This is a genomic window from Bacillus sp. RO1, assembly GCF_012524115.1.
Taxonomy (GTDB): domain Bacteria; phylum Bacillota; class Bacilli; order Bacillales; family Bacillaceae_I; genus Sutcliffiella_A.
Genome location: NZ_JAAZWB010000081.1, coordinates 78,745 through 97,029 on the forward strand (window position 1 = coordinate 78,745; position 18,285 = coordinate 97,029).

Annotated in this window: 17 protein-coding genes; all 17 read left to right on the forward strand. The window is 47.0% G+C overall.

Features of this window, described 5'->3' with window-relative positions:
- The first annotated feature begins 1 nt into the window (after nucleotide 1).
- Nucleotides 2-1,102, forward strand: a complete 1,101-nt coding sequence (locus tag HC179_RS13880; RefSeq protein WP_168864835.1) for an NADH-quinone oxidoreductase subunit D — start codon at nucleotides 2-4, stop codon at nucleotides 1,100-1,102.
- Entirely contained in the window at nucleotides 1,102-2,112 is a 1,011-nt protein-coding gene (gene nuoH, locus HC179_RS13885) for an NADH-quinone oxidoreductase subunit NuoH (protein ID WP_168864836.1), read from the forward strand. Before HC179_RS13880 ends, nuoH begins: the two co-directional genes overlap by 1 nt.
- 220 nt (nucleotides 2,113-2,332) lie before the next feature.
- Nucleotides 2,333-2,752 carry an NADH-quinone oxidoreductase subunit NuoI gene (gene nuoI / locus HC179_RS13890; RefSeq protein ID WP_148987225.1) on the forward strand — a complete coding sequence of 140 codons (420 nt, stop codon included), beginning with the start codon at nucleotides 2,333-2,335 and terminating at the stop codon, nucleotides 2,750-2,752.
- Nucleotides 2,749-3,288, forward strand: a complete 540-nt coding sequence (locus tag HC179_RS13895; RefSeq protein ID WP_168864837.1) for an NADH-quinone oxidoreductase subunit J — start codon at nucleotides 2,749-2,751, stop codon at nucleotides 3,286-3,288. Before nuoI ends, HC179_RS13895 begins: the two co-directional genes overlap by 4 nt.
- Nucleotides 3,285-3,599, forward strand: a complete 315-nt coding sequence (nuoK, locus tag HC179_RS13900; protein WP_010200357.1) for an NADH-quinone oxidoreductase subunit NuoK — start codon at nucleotides 3,285-3,287, stop codon at nucleotides 3,597-3,599. The genes HC179_RS13895 and nuoK overlap by 4 nt, the downstream gene beginning before the upstream one ends.
- 323 nt (nucleotides 3,600-3,922) lie before the next feature.
- Nucleotides 3,923-5,791 (forward strand): NADH-quinone oxidoreductase subunit L, encoded by a 1,869-nt coding sequence (gene nuoL / locus HC179_RS13905; RefSeq protein WP_168864838.1) that lies wholly within the window; start codon nucleotides 3,923-3,925, stop codon nucleotides 5,789-5,791.
- Nucleotides 5,788-7,326, forward strand: a complete 1,539-nt coding sequence (locus HC179_RS13910; RefSeq protein ID WP_168864839.1) for a complex I subunit 4 family protein — start codon at nucleotides 5,788-5,790, stop codon at nucleotides 7,324-7,326. The genes nuoL and HC179_RS13910 overlap by 4 nt, the downstream gene beginning before the upstream one ends.
- Nucleotides 7,327-7,333: 7 nt before the next feature.
- Complete coding sequence (nuoN, locus tag HC179_RS13915) at nucleotides 7,334-8,863, forward strand: NADH-quinone oxidoreductase subunit NuoN (RefSeq protein ID WP_168864840.1); 1,530 nt, start codon at nucleotides 7,334-7,336, stop codon at nucleotides 8,861-8,863.
- Between the two features lie 286 nt (nucleotides 8,864-9,149).
- Complete coding sequence (locus HC179_RS13920) at nucleotides 9,150-9,380, forward strand: DUF1146 family protein (RefSeq protein ID WP_168864841.1); 231 nt, start codon at nucleotides 9,150-9,152, stop codon at nucleotides 9,378-9,380.
- Between the two features lie 208 nt (nucleotides 9,381-9,588).
- Nucleotides 9,589-10,416 carry a YwmB family TATA-box binding protein gene (locus tag HC179_RS13925; RefSeq protein WP_168864842.1) on the forward strand — a complete coding sequence of 276 codons (828 nt, stop codon included), beginning with the start codon at nucleotides 9,589-9,591 and terminating at the stop codon, nucleotides 10,414-10,416.
- A 32-nt stretch (nucleotides 10,417-10,448) separates the two neighbouring features.
- A complete protein-coding gene (murA, locus tag HC179_RS13930) occupies nucleotides 10,449-11,753 on the forward strand; it encodes a UDP-N-acetylglucosamine 1-carboxyvinyltransferase (RefSeq protein WP_168864843.1) in 1,305 nt (434 codons plus the stop codon).
- A 413-nt stretch (nucleotides 11,754-12,166) separates the two neighbouring features.
- Nucleotides 12,167-13,195: a stage II sporulation protein D gene (spoIID, locus tag HC179_RS13935; RefSeq protein WP_168864844.1), complete on the forward strand. Its 1,029-nt coding sequence runs from the start codon at nucleotides 12,167-12,169 to the stop codon at nucleotides 13,193-13,195.
- 261 nt (nucleotides 13,196-13,456) lie between these two features.
- Nucleotides 13,457-14,302 carry a stage II sporulation protein SpoIIQ gene (spoIIQ, locus tag HC179_RS13940; RefSeq protein WP_168864845.1) on the forward strand — a complete coding sequence of 282 codons (846 nt, stop codon included), beginning with the start codon at nucleotides 13,457-13,459 and terminating at the stop codon, nucleotides 14,300-14,302.
- Nucleotides 14,303-14,756: 454 nt separating this feature from the next.
- Nucleotides 14,757-15,353 carry a transposase gene (locus HC179_RS13945; RefSeq protein ID WP_168864846.1) on the forward strand — a complete coding sequence of 199 codons (597 nt, stop codon included), beginning with the start codon at nucleotides 14,757-14,759 and terminating at the stop codon, nucleotides 15,351-15,353.
- 58 nt (nucleotides 15,354-15,411) lie between these two features.
- Nucleotides 15,412-17,028: a gamma-glutamyltransferase gene (gene ggt / locus HC179_RS13950; RefSeq protein WP_168864847.1), complete on the forward strand. Its 1,617-nt coding sequence runs from the start codon at nucleotides 15,412-15,414 to the stop codon at nucleotides 17,026-17,028.
- A 152-nt stretch (nucleotides 17,029-17,180) separates the two neighbouring features.
- Nucleotides 17,181-17,744, forward strand: a complete 564-nt coding sequence (locus HC179_RS13955) for a chromate transporter (RefSeq protein ID WP_168864848.1) — start codon at nucleotides 17,181-17,183, stop codon at nucleotides 17,742-17,744.
- Nucleotides 17,744-18,271 carry a chromate transporter gene (locus HC179_RS13960; protein WP_168864941.1) on the forward strand — a complete coding sequence of 176 codons (528 nt, stop codon included), beginning with the start codon at nucleotides 17,744-17,746 and terminating at the stop codon, nucleotides 18,269-18,271. Before HC179_RS13955 ends, HC179_RS13960 begins: the two co-directional genes overlap by 1 nt.
- Nucleotides 18,272-18,285: the final 14 nt, after the last annotated feature.

Here is an 18,285-nt window from a genome sequence, read left to right on the forward strand (position 1 = left end):
GATGATTCGCACTGAGGAGATGCTACTGAATGTCGGACCACAGCATCCGAGTACCCACGGGGTGTTCCGACTCGTCATAAAAATCGATGGAGAAATCATCAAGGAAGCGACACCGGTCATTGGATACCTTCACCGCGGAACCGAAAAACTTGCGGAGAACCTCCAATACACGCAAATCATCCCGTACACCGACCGGATGGATTACCTTTCCGCCATGACCAATAACTATGTAATCTGTCATGCGGTGGAAACGATGATGGGCCTTGAGATCCCAGAACGCGCGGAATACCTTCGTGTGCTTGCGATGGAGCTTGGGCGTGTTGCCAGTCACTTAGTTTGGTATGGTACATATTTACTTGATATCGGAGCGGTCAGTCCGTTCCTATATGCGTTCCGTGAGCGCGAAATGATTATCAATCTACTAAATGAGCTATCAGGGGCCCGATTAACTTTCAACTACATGCGTGTTGGAGGCGTGAAGTGGGATGCACCTGAGGGCTGGATCAAGAAAGTAGAGGAATTTGTTCCATATATGAGGGAGCAGCTGAAAGGCTACCATGACCTTGTAACAGGTAATGAAATTTTCATGAGCCGTGTGAAGGGGGTCGGCCGTTACACGAAGGAGGATGCGTTTGCGTACTCCCTGAGTGGTGCGAACCTTAGATGTACAGGAGTGAAGTGGGATCTTCGTAAAGATGAGCCTTACTCCATCTATGATCGCTTTGACTTTGACGTTCCAACACGTGAAGGAGGGGACGCATGGGCACGTTATCACTGCCGCATGGAGGAAATCGAGGAGTCCCTGAAGATCATCGAACAAGCAGTCCAACAATTCCCCAAAGAAGGCGAGATCATGGCAAAAGTGCCAAGGATCATCAAGGCGCCAAAAGGAGAGGCATATGTGCGCATCGAATCTCCGCGCGGTGAAATCGGCTGCTACATTGCCAGTGACGGAAAAAAAGAACCATATCGCTTAAAATTCCGCCGTCCGTCTTTTTACAACCTGCAGATCTTACCGAAGCTTTTAGAAGGCGAAAATATGGCAAACCTGATCGCCATTTTAGGGGCAATTGACATTGTCCTCGGGGAGGTGGATGGCTAATGATGGAAAGCTTACTGCATTCATCACCATCCTGGACGAACTTTTTCATTTTTTTCGGATTGGCAACGGCCTTGCTCCTTGCCGTCCTTGGCTTCGTAACGTACGGAATCCTTGCCGAGCGTAAAGTAATGGGCTTCATGCAAGGACGAATGGGACCGAATCAGGTCGGGGGCTCCTGGGGCTTGCTCCAGACAGTAGCCGACGTGTTGAAGCTTCTTATAAAAGAAGACACAATCCCGAAACTCGCGGATCGACCGTTATACATTATTGCACCAGTTATCGCCTTCACACCGGCGTTCATGGTGCTTGCCACCATCCCATTCACCGACCGCTTTCAATTTGCGGACATCGGGGTCGGCTTGCTCTACTATATCGCCATTTCCGGTATCACAACGGTTGGCGTCGTAGCGGCAGGATGGGCATCAAACAACAAGTACTCGCTACTTGGAGGAATGCGTGCAGCGGCCCAGATGATTTCTTATGAAGTGCCGCTTGTCATGTCGGTAATCGGGGTTGTCCTCTTGGCAGGAAGCCTCAACCTGAACGAAATTGTTGCCGCTCAAGGTGATACATTCTGGTTCATCATCCTTCAGCCGGTCGGGTTTTTAATCTTCGTCATCGCATCTGTCGCAGAGTTGAACCGTACACCATTTGACTTACCAGAAGCAGAATCAGAGCTTGTCGCAGGTTACCATGTCGAATATTCCGGCTTCCGCTGGGCATTCTTCATGCTAGCAGAATATGTGTACCTGTTCGCGATGGCTTCACTTACCACCGTTCTGTTCCTAGGCGGATGGCTGCCACCATTTGAGTTCCTCGGTTTCATCCCAGGTGCCGTCTGGTTCGCACTGAAATTCAGCGTTGTCGTATTCGTGCTCATCTGGATTCGTGTCACCTTCCCGCGTCTGCGTGCAGACCAACTCATGGAATTCGGCTGGAAGGTACTGTTGCCGGTAGCACTGGCGAATATCTTTTTCTCGGCGATTATGAAGGAATTGTTTTTTAAATAATTTGGAATTTAGAGAGTTTCATAGCTGTTAATTGGAGCAAAAGGCGAAGACTCCAGCGGGGGAGTAGCGACAATGTTGAGACCCCGCAGCGCAGCGAGGAGGCTCAAGGTCGCCCCGCGGAAAACGGAGCCATTTGCGGAAATTGACAGAGGAGTAGAAAGCAATAAAAAACTCACTTTCATTACTAAAAAGGGTAACGGAAGAATAGGGGTGAAGCGAAATGCGCGGTCTTGCAAAAGGTTTAAAATATACCCTACAAAACTTAACGAAGAAAAAAGTGACCTATGATTACCCAAACGAACCGCTTCCACTACCGGACCGGTTCCGTGGCATCCAAAAATTTTACCCGGAAAAGTGCATCGTCTGCAACCAGTGCTCCAACATTTGTCCGACAGACTGCATCCAACTTACCGGGAAAAAACATCCCGATCCAACGAAAAAAGGGAAAATCATCGACACATACGATATCAACTTTGAAATTTGCATTCTCTGCGACCTCTGCACAGAAGTCTGTCCGACAGAGGCCATCATCATGACCAACAACTTTGAGCTTGCCGAATACAGCCGCGATCGACTTTTCAAAGACCTGCAATGGCTCGATGAAAACGATACGAACATCAGAAGGGAGAATAAAGCATGACGATTACCGGTGAATTTATCGCATTTCTTTTCCTAGCAATCGCTGCGATCGCCGGTGGAGTGCTTATGCTGAACCTGACAAAGGTCGTGCACATGGTTGTAGCCTTAGTGTTCACCTTCATCAGCATCGCCGGCATCTATGTCATGCTCTCCGCTGAATTCGTAGCGGCCGTACAAATACTCATCTATTCTGGGGCGATCACCATCATCATGCTGTTCGGAATCATGCTGACCCGCCACAACGACGAGTCCGAAACATCTGGGCTTGGCAGAAAAATATTCGTGGGCGCAGGGGTGCTTGGTTTTGCAGCAGTCATGTACTTCGGACTATACAGCCTTGATCTTGGTTCCCAAGATTCAGCTGACCTGCATGTGAACAACACCGAACAGATTGGTGTAGCCATCTATTCAAAATACGTCATTCCATTCGAATTGACCTCTGTGATCCTGCTCGTAGCCCTTGTCGGAGCAATCATTTTGGCAAGACGGGATGACGAAGACACGGACATTGTAAAAGAGGAGGCGACCAAGGAATGAGCGGAGTTCCCTTATCAGCCTACCTGGTACTAGCACTTATTTTATTCTGTATCGGACTTTACGGGGCACTGACAAAACGCAACACCGTCATCGTCCTGATCTGTATTGAACTCATGCTGAACGCCGTCAACATCAACCTTGTCGCATTCAGCAAATTCGGCATCGCACCGTCCATCACAGGGCAAGTATTCTCCCTGTTCACCATCACCGTCGCAGCAGCAGAAGCCGCAGTAGGCCTGGCTATCCTCATAGCCCTCTACCGCAACCGCCGCACCGTCAACATCGACGAAATGAATACGTTGAAGAACTAAAACCTTTCCGTTGATTCTAGTCTAGTGCGCAGAACATCAACGGTAATTAAAGAATTTTATAAAAAAGATAATATGAATACAATTCCAGTTCCCCCTGATGATTGGAGTGCAAGGTGTGAGACTCCTGCGGGGGAGTAACGGTTGGTTGAGACCCCTGAAGCGTTGTGAGGAGGCTCAAGCACCGTCCCGCGGAAAGCGAACACCTGGAACGGAAATCAACAGGGAGTTATCGAATTACCAAACTAAATTCTACCTCCGCAACCAGCTTGCACAAAAACGCAGCCACCAACACAAACCTGCGTAAAAGAAGGGGACTTGATACGATGATGGAGAATGCCTGGATCATCCCGCTTTTTCCGCTGATCTCCTTTATCCTACTACTGCTTGTCGGCAAAAGAATGAAAGAATCGAGCGCATTCCTCGGAATCGCACTCATCGCTCTATCACTCATCTTTTCCCTCACAGCACTATGGGAGCGGTTTTCAGCACCAACCTTCAAAGCCACATTCGACTGGCTCCAAATAGGAGATGTCGTACTGACGGCGGGATATGAAGTCAATCAATTAAATGCCTTGATGCTTGTCGTAGTATCACTTGTCAGCTTACTCGTACATATTTATTCCAAAGGATACATGCACGGAGACGACCGTTTCCACGTGTTCTACGCCTACTTAGGCCTGTTTACCTTTGCCATGCTGGCACTCGTCATGTCACCGAACCTGCTTCAGCTCTACATTTTCTGGGAGCTTGTCGGAGTAGGATCATTCTTGCTCATCGGGTTCTACTTTTATAAAAATGAAGCAAAAGCCGCTGCCAAAAAAGCGTTCATCATGACGCGTATCGGGGATGTCGGATTATTTATTGGGATTATCCTATTATTCTGGCAAGTCGGCAGCTTTGAATACGATGTTATATTTGAAGCAGTCAATACAGGAACCATATCGGCTGGAATGCTGACCCTCATTGCCATCCTTATTTTTATCGGAGCCATGGGTAAATCCGGTCAATTCCCGCTACATTCCTGGTTGCCTGACGCAATGGAAGGTCCAACACCAGTGTCCGCCCTCATCCACGCCGCTACGATGGTTGCAGCAGGGGTGTATTTGGTCGCGAGCCTGTTTCCGCTATTCAATGCCAGCGAAACGGTACTTATGACGGTTGCCATCGTCGGTGCATTCACCGCCATTTTCGCGGCGTCCATCGGCCTTGTACAAAAAGATATTAAGAGAGTGCTAGCCTATTCCACCGTCAGTCAGCTCGGCTTCATGATGCTTGCTCTCGGTTCAGCTGGCTATGTGGCAGGGGTTTTCCACCTCACCACACACGCTTTCTTCAAAGCCTTGCTGTTCCTTGCAGCAGGAAGCGTCATCCATGCCGTCCACACGCAAAACATCGACGAAATGGGCGGGCTTTGGAAAAAAATGCGCACCACCGGAATCTTATTTTTAATTGGAACTCTTGCCATCACAGGTGTTCCATTGTTCTCCGGCTTCTTTAGTAAAGAGGAAATCCTCCTTGCTGCCTGGGTGAACGGAAATCCTGTTCTTTTCTTACTAGCTTTGATTGCCGCATTTTTCACGGCATTTTATATGTTCCGCCTGTTCTTCCTGGTTTTCACCGGTGAAGCACGAGGAGATCAGCGTCATGTTCATGAATCGCCGTCCGTCATGACCATTCCGATGATCGTGCTTGGCGTCCTTGCCGTCGTGGCCGGTTACATGAACACCCCTTGGTTCGGTCATTTTCTCGGAGATTGGCTGACAGAGGGGACCACCATGTATGGCCCGTCCCATATTGAGGGGCCAAAATGGATCATGGCAGCTGCTATATTAGTTTCTTTTGCCGGAATCGGAATCGCCTACCTGATTTACTTCCGACGCTCAATCGCGCGCGAAACATTCAGTCAAGGTGTACCGCATCTTTACAGCATTTTACGCAACAAATATTTTGTCGATGAAATATACAATATGACATTCGTCTACGGAACAAGAGTAATCAGCCTGTTCCTGAAATACATCGACGAGTTCCTTGTCCACGGAACGATGAAGGGAATTGCCGCGGCGTCCCAACAAATCGGTAGACTAGGAGCGAAAGTACAGAACGGCCAAACCCAGACATACGGTGCAGTTGCGTTTGTAGGGCTCGCCATTCTCATCATCATTTTCGTCTTCACAGGGGGGTACATCGGATGAACAGTATATTTCTGACAGCCTTAATCTTTGCCCCTCTATTAGGTATCTTGGTTCTTCTTTTCACACCAAAAACAAACGTGGAAGCCATCAAAATCGTCGGATTCCTAGCAACCTTGCCGTCCTTGATCCTCGCGCTCATCGCGTTCTGGCAATACAAAGTAGGGGCGGGACTTGAGCAATACGCGGTGAAACTGGAGTGGATCACTTTTGGTAACAAAGATCTGACCAAAGAAATTTACGGAGCTCAAGTCTATCAGCCTATTTCTTTCGAGCTTGGCATCAACGGCTTCTCACTCGTCATGATTTTACTTACGGCTGTGCTTTCCACCCTTGCAGCCATCGCGAGCATCCATGTAAAAAAAGAATGGAAGGGCTATTTCATTCTCTTCCTTCTTTTACAAATTGGAATGCTTGGCGTCTTTGCAGCGGAAAACCTGCTCTTATTCTTCTTTTTCTTTGAGCTTACTTTAATCCCGATGTTCTTTCTCATCGGAAAATGGGGCTATTTTGAAAAAGAAAGTGCAGCATACCGTTTTCTAATCTACAACGGTCTCGGTTCTGCGATTCTATTAATTGTGTTCGTTGTCCTTTTCACGAAAACAGGCACAATGAATATCGCCGAAATCACGGCCATGTTCACAGGCAACAGCGACGCCATGTTCCTTGGCGAAGTTTCAGATGACCTACGCATGGGACTGTTGATTGCATTGCTTGTGGCATTTGGGATTAAGTTGCCGATCGTGCCGCTTCACAGCTGGATGCTGAAGGTACACGTGCAAGCACCACCATCAATCGTCATGCTGCATGCCGGCGTTCTTTTGAAAATAGGGGCATTTGGTCTCATCCGTTTCGGCGTCGGGATCTTCCCGGAACAATTCGACCAGCTAGCTTTCATTCTAGCAATCTTGGGAGTCGTGAACCTTCTTTACGGAGCGTTCCTCGCACTCATCCAAACAGATTTCAAAATGGTGCTGGCCTACTCCAGTATCTCGCATATGGGGATCGTCCTGATCGGACTTGCAGCCCTGAACGAAGCGGGAATCCAAGGCGCGATCTTCCAGGTGATCTCCCACGGATTCATCGCGGCACTCTTGTTCTTTTTAATCGGAGTGATGTACGAACGAACCGGAACGACCGAAATTGGCAAGCTTGGTGGTCTTGCAAAAGCGATGCCACTAACAGCCGGCTTCTTCCTTGTTGGCGCCATGGCTTCACTTGGCCTGCCAGGCATGTCCGGATTTGTCAGCGAATTTCTTGCCTTTATGGGACTTTTCAATGAAATGCCTGTTGTCGCTGCAGTCGGAACACTCGGAATCATCCTAACAGCGGCATACCTGTTGCGTGCAGTGCTTGGCATGACTTTTGGCACGAAAGCGGCAGGCTATAGCGAGAAAGTGGTGGACCTGCGCGGTGTTGAATTTGTACCCGTGTTTGCCATGCTATTCTTCATCATCCTGATCGGAGTATACCCTAGCATTCTCGCACAACCGCTGCAAGACACCATCAACGCCATTATTTTAGGGATAGGGGGGTGAACAGGAGATGGATTTAGAAACCTTACTCAGCTTTGATTGGAGTGTCATGGCACCAGAATTCATCATCCTTGGTGTAGCAACCCTTCTCTCACTACTGGACTTATTTTTACCAAAAAAAATAGACCGGAGACTGCTCGGCTGGCTAGGATTCGCCAGCATCCTGGTAGCTCTCGGATTCTTGGTGGGAATGTACGACAAGGGCCCGACAGAAGTCACCACGATTTTATATGAAACATACCGACTCGACAGCTTCGCGATGGCCTTTAAAACGTTAATTTTAGTTGGGGCAGCATTTGTGATGCTCATGGCAATCAGCTACGAGCCAAAAGAAGGCTTGCGGGAGTACAGAGGCGAGTTCTTCTACCTCTTGCTGCTAGGCGTCCTCGGGGCCATGATTATGTCCTCAAGCGGTGATCTTATTACATTGTTTGTCGGATTGGAACTATTATCCCTGGCCTCCTACGTCTTGGCAGGTCTTCGCAAAAAGAACCTGCAATCCAACGAAGCGGCCATGAAATACGTCATCAACGGCGGTATCGCCACCGCGATCACCCTGTTCGGGATGAGTTATGTGTACGGTTTGACAGGCACAACCAACCTGCAGGAAATGTGGATTTCACTATCTCAAATTAACGCACGCGACATGCAATACTTACTGGTCATCGCCTTCATGATGATGTTCGTCGGCTTGTCCTTCAAGCTAGCAACCGCCCCATTCCACATGTGGGCACCGGACGTCTACCAAGGCGCGCCCACACCAGTAACGGCATTCCTTGCAGTCGTATCCAAAACAGCAGGCTTCATCATCGTCCTGCGCCTATTCGTGACACTGTTCTTCCCAACACGCTCAGCAGAAGGCTCGTCCATGCTGTTCTCTATGGGAGAATTCATCGCGGTACTTGCCGTTGCATCCATGATTATCGGTAACTTTGTTGCTTTGCGTCAGCGCAACGTCAAGCGGATGTTCGCTTACTCAGGAGTCGCACACGCCGGTTACTTGCTGGTTCCACTGGCCACCGTCAACTTCATCTTCATTTTTGAAGCAATGTGGTTCTATCTGGTCGCCTACTTGTTCATGAACATCGGGGCACTGGCGGTACTGCAAGTTGTCACCGCCCGTGATGACTCAGAGGACCTAAGCCGATTCGCCGGTCTCTACCAGCGCTCACCGTTGCTTGCTGTATTGATGTCGGTATTCTTACTGTCATTGGCAGGCATCCCTGGAACAGCCGGATTCATCGGAAAATTATCGATCTTCGTCGGTGCCATTTCCGAACCAACTAACGCCTATGTCCTGGCATCCGTCTTGATACTAACTACCGTCGTCTCATACTTTTACTATTTCGGTATCATGACACAAATGTTCTTCCGCCCAGCAGCAAGTCAGGAAAAAATCCACGTTCCCGTTGGAATCTGGATTACGGTTTTTGTTTGCGCGATTGCTACATTGGCACTCGGAATCTTCCCAGGCCTTGCCATAGACATGTTCGGAAGCAATTTTGATATTTTATTAGATATCTTTGAAACAGACAACTAACCGATTGTCATCTTTTAGGGGTTTATGATTTAATAAAAAAGAAGGAGTTCCTATGCTCCTTCTTTTTTGTGGATTACTATAGGAAGAAACTAATGAAGCAAGGTATCTTAAGCTGATGTTGGAGCGAAAGGCTGAGACTCCAGCGGGGGAATAACGGTTGGTTGAGACCCCGCAGGCTTGCCGAGGAGGCTCAAGCACCGTCCCGCGGAAAGCGAAGCCTGGGGCGGAAATCAACAGCGGAGTAGAACCAGAACTTTAATATAAAAAAGAGGAGGCTGCTTTCACAATGATCGATTTCGGAGTACAAGCACTCGTTAGCATCATCTCCCACCTACTATTCATCATCATCACCTGGTGGGCACTCCAAGCCGTCCAATACGAAAAATGGATGAAACCAAACAAAGTCGTCCAAATCAGACTGTTACTGATCCTCATCACCATCGCCATCGGATCAACAGTCAGCAACTTTTTCCTAGACTACCTGTTCCTATCACAAAGACTTCCGATGATTTGGTGAAAATAATAGCAATTCAGTAAACCAGGGAGGGATTTCCCTGGTTTTTTGTTTTTATATCGCCGTCTACGTAAGAGCTAAAACTCCTGCCGGGGTCTGACCCCCAAAAAGAAAAAAACACAAAAATTTTGACGAACATTTCTATGTATCTCTTACTTCCACATTGGCCACACTGACTAGTAACAAACAAGGGAGCGTGGGGGATATGTTTATGAGGAAGAATGCGGGTAAGGGCTTCGTAACTAATACGAAATATACAGAAAAAAAGTGGAAACTTTATATTAATAGATTGCTAGGACTATTTTTTATTTTCGTAATATGTTTTACGGGGGTAATTCTTGGGAATGAAAGAAGCAGAGCTCAATTACCAAACGATATCAGTACTGAGATACTTGAAATCGCGGAAGTTTTTCAGAAGGAGAAAATAAATATTCAAGAATGGAAACTTTATGGGCGGAAGAACGTCTATAAAATTAGGGATTTAGTCGCTTTTCAAAAAGAGGTAAATCGTTTAAAACAGAATATGGGCCATCTTAGTTGGAACGTGATGGAAGAAGAGGATCAATGGAAGGCAGTTGGGACTTATTATAATGACTTACTAAAGCAGGAAGAGACTCTTCAGCTCATCACCACACACACAAACACATCCACGACATCGTATGTATTATATGAGATAACTGGGTATGGTTGGGAAAAGCCTGTAGCAACAGAGATAATAAATAATTTCCATTCGAATCTTACCAATATTTCTCATGAAGACTTTGAAATATTTAGTTGTATGACCGGCGATTTCAGTGATAAAATTGATGGTGATTTGCAAAATACGACAAATATTTTGCTAGACGCATTTTCAGCACAAAAAGTGGAAGAGATCCAGGAAGATACCTTTGTATCCGTTTCAGCATATACTGATGCATGGAATAATGTTCTTCCGACACATCAGGGAAAGATGAACTTACAAATTGGGTTACGAACACAAGGAATGGGCGATAAGACTACCGTGATTGTAGGCACGCCAATTATTACTGTTGAATATTAATATATAGAATAAAAGACGCGGAGGGGAACGTTTTGGAAAAAATCATCGTCCGCGGCGGACAAAAGCTTAAGGGTACTGTAAAAGTAGAGGGAGCAAAAAACGCAGTACTACCTGTCATCGCCGCAACTTTATTAGCTAGCAAAGGCAAATGCGAAATCTTAGATGTACCTGAGCTCTCCGACGTTTATACGATTAACGAGGTTTTGCGATATTTGAATGCCGATGTTGATTTTGAAAATAATCGTATAATTGTCGATGCAACAAGAGAGCTTCATACGGAAGCACCGTTTGAATATGTAAGAAAAATGCGCGCATCTGTCCTAGTTATGGGATCATTGCTTGCACGTAACGGAAAAGCGCAAATCGCTCTACCTGGAGGCTGTGCAATTGGATCAAGACCAATCGATCAGCATTTAAAAGGATTCGAAGCGATGGGTGCGAAAGTGAAAGTTGGAAATGGTTATATCGATGCCGAAGTAGACGGAAGATTACAAGGCGCGAAAATATATCTTGACTTCCCAAGTGTGGGAGCAACAGAAAACATCATGATGGCTGCAACACTTGCTGAAGGTACAACAATCATGGAAAACGTTGCAAAAGAACCGGAAATCGTGGACTTGGCGAACTTCTTAAACTCTATGGGAGCAAAAGTTCGTGGAGCAGGTACAGGTACCATCAGAATCGAAGGGGTTTCCGAGTTACACGGATGCCAACACAACATCATCCCTGACCGCATCGAAGCAGGTACATTCATGGTAGCAGCTGCAATCACAGGCGGAGACGTTATCGTTGAAGGCGCAGTGCCGGAACATTCCAGCTCTTTAATTGCAAAAATGGAAGAAATGGGCGTTAAGTTTGAAGAAGTCGAAAACGGATTACGCGTTATCGGACCAGAAAAGCTTAAGTCAATTGACATCAAAACGATGCCTCACCCAGGATTCCCAACAGATATGCAATCCCAAATGATGTCTTTATTATTGGCAGCAGAAGGCACGAGCATGATTACGGAAACAGTTTTTGAAAACCGCTTCATGCACGTAGAAGAGTTCCGTCGTATGAACGGCGACATCAAGATCGAAGGACGTTCCGTTGTCATCAATGGCCCATCGAAATTACAAGGCGCAGAAGTGGCGGCAACCGACCTTCGTGCAGCAGCAGCATTAACCCTAGCAGGATTAATCGCTGACGGATACACTCGTGTAACCGAGCTAAAACACCTAGACCGTGGATACGTAAACTTCCACAACAAACTAGCAGCACTAGGCGCAGACATCGAACGCGTAAGCTCCATGGAACAAGAACAAACGGTTATCCTAGAGCAAATCAAAGAAGCCTAAACACACCAAAACAGCCAATCATTTATTTATATTCTACAAAGAGGGTCAGACTCCTTTAAGGGTCTGACCCTTTTTTGAACTTTTTTTGTGAGCCTTCGACATGAGGGCGGAAATTCCTGCTGGGGTCTGACCCCAGCACAGCATTTTTTTCACTACTTATTAATATTCCAACTTTTTTTCTGTGAGACCATTTTTTTGTGGGATGTTGAGTTGTTTTCTGATAGTTGAGGGTTATGCCTATATAATATAGAAGTTTTTAGGAGTTTTTTAGGGTTGGAGGCGACTGTACGATCTCATGAAACCTGCCCATATTTTAGTCATAATTGCTTGTCCACTTCCATAAGAATGAAGAGTAAAGGTATCCAACCATCAGCAAACAACTACTACTTTATTGTTATCGGAGGCTCGGCGCTATGAGAAACTTGAAACCAATCATCGTACTCACATCCATTCTATTTGTCATGGTATTAATGGTACCAACTTTATTAGTCATGCCGTTTGTCGATAAGGAAAGCGGCCAGTTAGCAGAGGAACTCCAACCGAATCAACAAATCCAAAACCAAGTGGATTCCATTGACTCTCCGATTGATGTAGCCGTCTATCGACATAAACAGGAGATGATTGAAAAGATACCGCTAGAGGATTATATTGTAGGCGTGGTCGCTTCGGAAATGCCGGCTGACTTTGAGCTAGAGGCGTTAAAGGCACAGGCTTTGGCAGCGCGGACGTATATTTTAAGGCAGCTAATGGCGGAAGAAAAATTAGGCACACCAGAAGGCGCTGATGTGACAGATACCGAACAGCATCAGGTTTATAAAAGTCCAGAAGAGCTTAAAACAATTTGGTCAGCGGAAGACTTTAACTGGAAGATGGAAAAAATAAAACAGGCGGTCGCGGAAACAGCCGGATCCGTCCTTACCTATAATAATGCACCAATTGATGCAAGCTATTTCTCCACCAGCAATGGCTATACAGAGAACTCAGAAGAATATTGGCCAAACGAAATCCCATATCTTCGGAGTGTAGAAAGCCCGTGGGATGTAGATTCTGAAAAATACTTAAGTCAAGTTTCATTCCCAGTACAAGAGTTTCAATCTAAACTTGGGGTAAGCCTGGGAAGTGACGGTACGGTAGGGAAAATCATCGCCCGTACAACTGGGAATCGAGTGGAGACGGTAGATATTAATGGGAAGACGCTGAGTGGAAGGGAAGTGCGTGACATCCTTAAGCTGCGCTCCAGCGACTTTACTTGGGAGCGTAAGGGAGACAATATCATCATCACCACCAAAGGCTTTGGCCACGGAGTTGGGATGAGCCAATATGGCGCCAACGGCATGGCCCTAGAAGGCAAAAACTACACCCAAATCATCTCCCACTACTACAAAGACGTCCAAATCGCCAGCGCCGAACAATACCTAAATAAAGTGACAGCCAAAAGATAGAGAAGGGGAAAACTTAAAAAATGAAAAAAATAACCCTTTGGGGGTCAGACCCCCAAAGGGTTTTCCCTCTCCACGTCGAATAAAGGTTCACCCGTCAGACCCCGGCTCCTGCCGGGGTCTGACCCCTTTTCAAACTTTTTTTCAATTTCCATGCATAATTACACCTCCGTTGAAGAAAAATAAGCATTTCAAAATTTTTTTTAGCCTGGATGTATATTATTCTGTGAATCTGTTCAGAATGATTGCTGAGGTGATGATACAATGAGAGAGGAAGAAAAGAAACGGACTTCTCAAAATTCAAATTGGCAACGCTTAATGAAAAAGCGTTGGGTGTTCCCAGCAATCTATCTTGGGTGCGCAGCAATCATTTTGACAGCGGTTTTAGTATCCCAATCAGGTAATGAATCAGAAGGTAATCCAGGAAATACAGAAGGGCAAGGACCTACCACTTCTTATGGTGATCAAGATTCCATGGAAGTAAACAGCCCGGTAGAAAACTTTGTAATGCCGGTAACAGATGTTAACTCTTCTGTCATCCAAAGACCATTCTGGGATGCAAATGCATCTAAAGAAGAACAAGAAGCAGCTTTTATTGAGTACAATGGCATTTACCAACCAAACACAGGTATCGACATTGCAATGAAAGACGGCGAAACATTCGAAGTAGTTGCTTCTTTAAGTGGAACTGTAACGCATGTTGAAAATGATCCATTACTAGGAAACGTCGTAGAAATTGAGCATATGGATGGTGTGAAAACAATCTATCAATCACTGACTGACGTAAAAGTCAAAGTCAACGATTTCGTAGAACAAGGTGAAACAATCGCCAAAGCACACACAAACCAGCTGAACAAAGACGCAGTACATGTTCATTTTGAAATCCGCAAGGACAATGTAGCAGTGAATCCGAGTAGCTTTTTTAATAAACCAGTCACTTCCCTACTAGAGGAAGAAGGACAAGCTTCTGAAGAAGGAAGCGAGCCAGCTGGTGAACAAGAAGAAACTCCAGCAGAAGGCGAAGACAAGCCTGAAGACGGAGAAGACAAAGACGGCGACGAAGGATCTTCTGATGAAGAAAAAGAAGAATCTGTCAGCTATCTAACATAAATTAAAGTCTTGTTAATAAAATAAATGCTAGAACGATAAACTCTATTGAGCCAAAGAGCAGCTTACAAACGGGAAACACAACTCCGGAAAGCTGCTCTTTTTCTATGCAACTTTTTATACATTTCCATCCCAAACCAGGAATAAAGCCAAGCATACCTGGGTATACTAACAATACCGATACACAAACAACACAACAGCGCAATACAAGAGAATGTCAAAACCGCCAAACGCAGGTACCGTTTGGCGGTATTTTTTTGTTTGAGAAGAATTTTTTTCAAAAAGGGGTCAGACCCCTAAAGGTGTTTTCCACTTCATGTCGAATACTATATAAGTTGGCCCACTCCATGCCATTTCTCCACCACAAGACCTCCGCACTTTCCACTTAGCCCATGCCGACACATACCAACACATGCCATCAAGGCCAAATTCCACCCCCGAAAGGAGCACCACCCACATGCCCAGAAACCCAAGAATCTGGTTCCCCGGAGCCATGTACCACGTCACCACCAGAGGAAACCGCCGCAGTATCATTTTCTTTGAACCAAAAGACTATCAAACCTACAAGCGCATCCTCCTCGAAATCAAGTATAAATACCCGTTCAAACTGCACGCTTACTGCCTCATGACCAACCACACCCACCTGCTTATCGAGACCGAAACCACCAACATCAGCATGATCATGCAAAAAATCAACACCAAATACGCCCAGTACATCAACCGCAAATACAAACTCACCGGCCACCTCTTAGAAGGAAGATTTAAATCCAGCATCATTCACGACATAGACTACCAGATTGATGTCAGCAAATACATCCACCTGAACCCTGTCGCAGCCCAGATGGTCCACAACCCTGAAGACTACCCTTTCAGCAGCTACAAGCAATACCTCTACAACAACCAGCACGACCCACTCGTCACCACAAAAGACATCCTGAAATACTTTTCCACCACCCACCAACAAGACTCCTACCCACACTACGTCAACACCCCAAACACCCGAATCCATTTCACCCCCAACAACAAAGCAAAATTTCTTATTTTGAAAAAATAAAGAAAATTACGTATAATAGAAAATAATTCGCATAACGAAATAATAGGGGGATCAACTAATGACACTTAAACTCGACTATCTTAACAACCCATATCCATCTCAGCGCAACACTGTATTCGCTCAAAACGGCATGGTTGCCACATCCCAGCCACTAGCCGCACAAGCCGGCCTCGACATCCTGAAAAAAGGAGGAAACGCCATTGACGCGGCCATCGCAACTGCAGCCTGCCTGACGGTCGTGGAACCAACCTCCAACGGAATCGGCGGCGATGCATTCGCCCTGGTCTGGACAAAAGGGGAGCTGCACGGTCTCAATGCAAGCGGCCCAGCACCACAATCCATCTCAATCGAAGCGGTAAAAGAAAGAGGCCACGAAACAATGCCGAAAATGGGACTCATCCCAGTCACCGTTCCTGGCGCACCATCGGCCTGGGCAGAGCTATCCAAGAAATTTGGCAAACTATCACTCTCAGAAGTGCTGCAACCTGCCATCGAGTATGCAGAAAATGGCTACCCAGTCTCCCCAACACTCGGAAAGTACTGGAAAGGCGCATACAACGCCTATAAAAAATCCTGCACAACCGAAGAATTCACTCACTGGTTTGAAACCTTCGCACCAGACGGACGTGCACCGGAAATCGGGGAAACTTGGTCCTCCAAAGGACACGCAGATACACTAAGACAAATCGGTGAAACAAACGGGGAGGCATTCTACCGCGGCGAAATCGCCCAAAAAATCGCGGACTTCTCCAAGCAACACAACGGCTTCCTTACATATGATGACCTGGCAGCCTACCAACCGGAATGGGTGGAGCCGATCAAGGTCAACTACAGAGGCTACGACGTTTGGGAGATTCCGCCGAACGGCCAAGGAATCGTCGCACTCATGGCGCTTAACATGCTAAAAGAGGACACCTTCACCGAACGCGACAGTCTCGAAACCTATCACAAACAAATCGAAGCAATGAAACTCGCATTTGCTGACGCCAAAAAATACGTGTCAGATACAACGACTATGACCCACACCGCAGAAGAATTGCTGTCCGATTCCTTTGCAAAAGAAAGAAGAAATCTCATTACAGAAACGGCCTTAACGCCAGAACCAGGAACCCCACCAAAAGGGGGAACTGTCTATTTAGCGACCGCTGATGGGGAGGGGAATATGGTATCCTTTATCCAGAGCAACTACATGGGCTTCGGATCCGGAGTTGTTGTACCAGGCACCGGGATTGGGCTGCAAAACAGAGGGCATGACTTCTCCCTTGACCCAGAACACGAAAACGCGCTGGCACCAGGGAAGAAGACATACCACACCATCATCCCTGGTTTCCTGACAAAAGACAACGAAGCCGTCGGACCGTTCGGCGTCATGGGAGGCTACATGCAGCCACAGGGTCACATGCAAGTTGTCATGAACACCGTCGACTTCCACCTCAATCCGCAGGCTGCCCTGGACGCACCAAGATGGCAATGGATGGAGGGAAAAACCGTACACGTCGAGCACCACTTCCCGCAACACCTGGCCCAAGCACTCCAACGCAAAGGCCATAACATCCAAGTTACACTCGACGGAGGCAGCTTCGGCCGCGGCCAAATCATCTGGCGCGACCCAAAAACCGGCACCCTCACCGGAGGAACCGAACCAAGAACCGACGGCTGCGTTGCATCGTGGTAATGAGGTAAAGAGATAAACAATTAAAGAGGGGTCTGACCCGCTCTCCGTTAAATCACTAAAGAACTAAAGAGGGGTCTGACCCTCACTCCACTAAAGCACCAAAGCAACATAGAGGTCAGTCAGCCCCCTCACAAAGGAGGAAACCATACACCATGAAGCAATGGGACTTATTTATCGCATTCTTCCGTGTTGGGATGCTCGGTTACGGCGGAGGTCCGTCCAGCATTCCGCTTGTACATAAAGAGGTAGTAGGCAAGTACAAATGGCTCTCAGACGATGAATTCTCTGACATCCTGGCACTCGCCAACACCCTGCCCGGACCAATCAACACCAAAATGGCCGGTTACATCGGTTACCGCGTCGGCGGCTACACAGGCATGATGAACGCCATCCTAGCCTCCACGATTCCGACCATCATACTCATGATCGTCCTGCTCACCACGCTTACAAGCTTCAAAGATCAGGCGTGGGTACAGGGCATGACCAAAGCAGTACTACCTGTTGTCGGCGTCTTACTTGCCGTACTGACATGGGACTTTCTATCAAAATCACAAAAAGGACTAGGTTGGCCCGCAGCCATCCTCCTAATCCTAGCTAGTTTCCTGTTCATCGAGATTCTCGGCATCCATCCTGGAATCGTCATCGCACTTTTACTTGCAGCGGCAGTCCTGAAAAAAGACAAACCCAAACCGGAACAAGGAGGGACCCAACCATGATGATTTATTGGGAGATTTTCCTAGCCTTTTTCATACCGGGCATCCTGGGGTACGGCGGAGGCCCCGCATCGATTCCGCTAGTGGAGAACGAGGTCGTCCACCGCTACGGTTGGCTGTCTGTCTCCGAATTCAGTGAAGTACTAGCTCTCGGAAACGCACTGCCAGGGCCAATCGCAACCAAAATGGCTGGCTACATTGGATACGAACAAGCAGGCATCCTAGGCGCAGCCGTCGGCGTATTTGCCACCGTCGCACCATCACTCATCCTGATGATTGCGCTCATGAGCCTCCTGTACAAATTCCGAGACTCACCAAAAGTAAAACGAATGTCCAACTATGTGCGACCAACCATCGCACTCCTACTCGGAGTCATGGCCTACCGCTTCTTCACTGAATCCTACGAAGCAAGCGGCACCATCCAAACAGTATTTCTAGTTATCGCAAGCTACCTACTTCTTGAAAAATGGAAAGTGCACCCCGCATACGTCATTGTGGGAGCATTAATTTACGGAGCAATATTACTTTAAATAAGCAGGTGGGA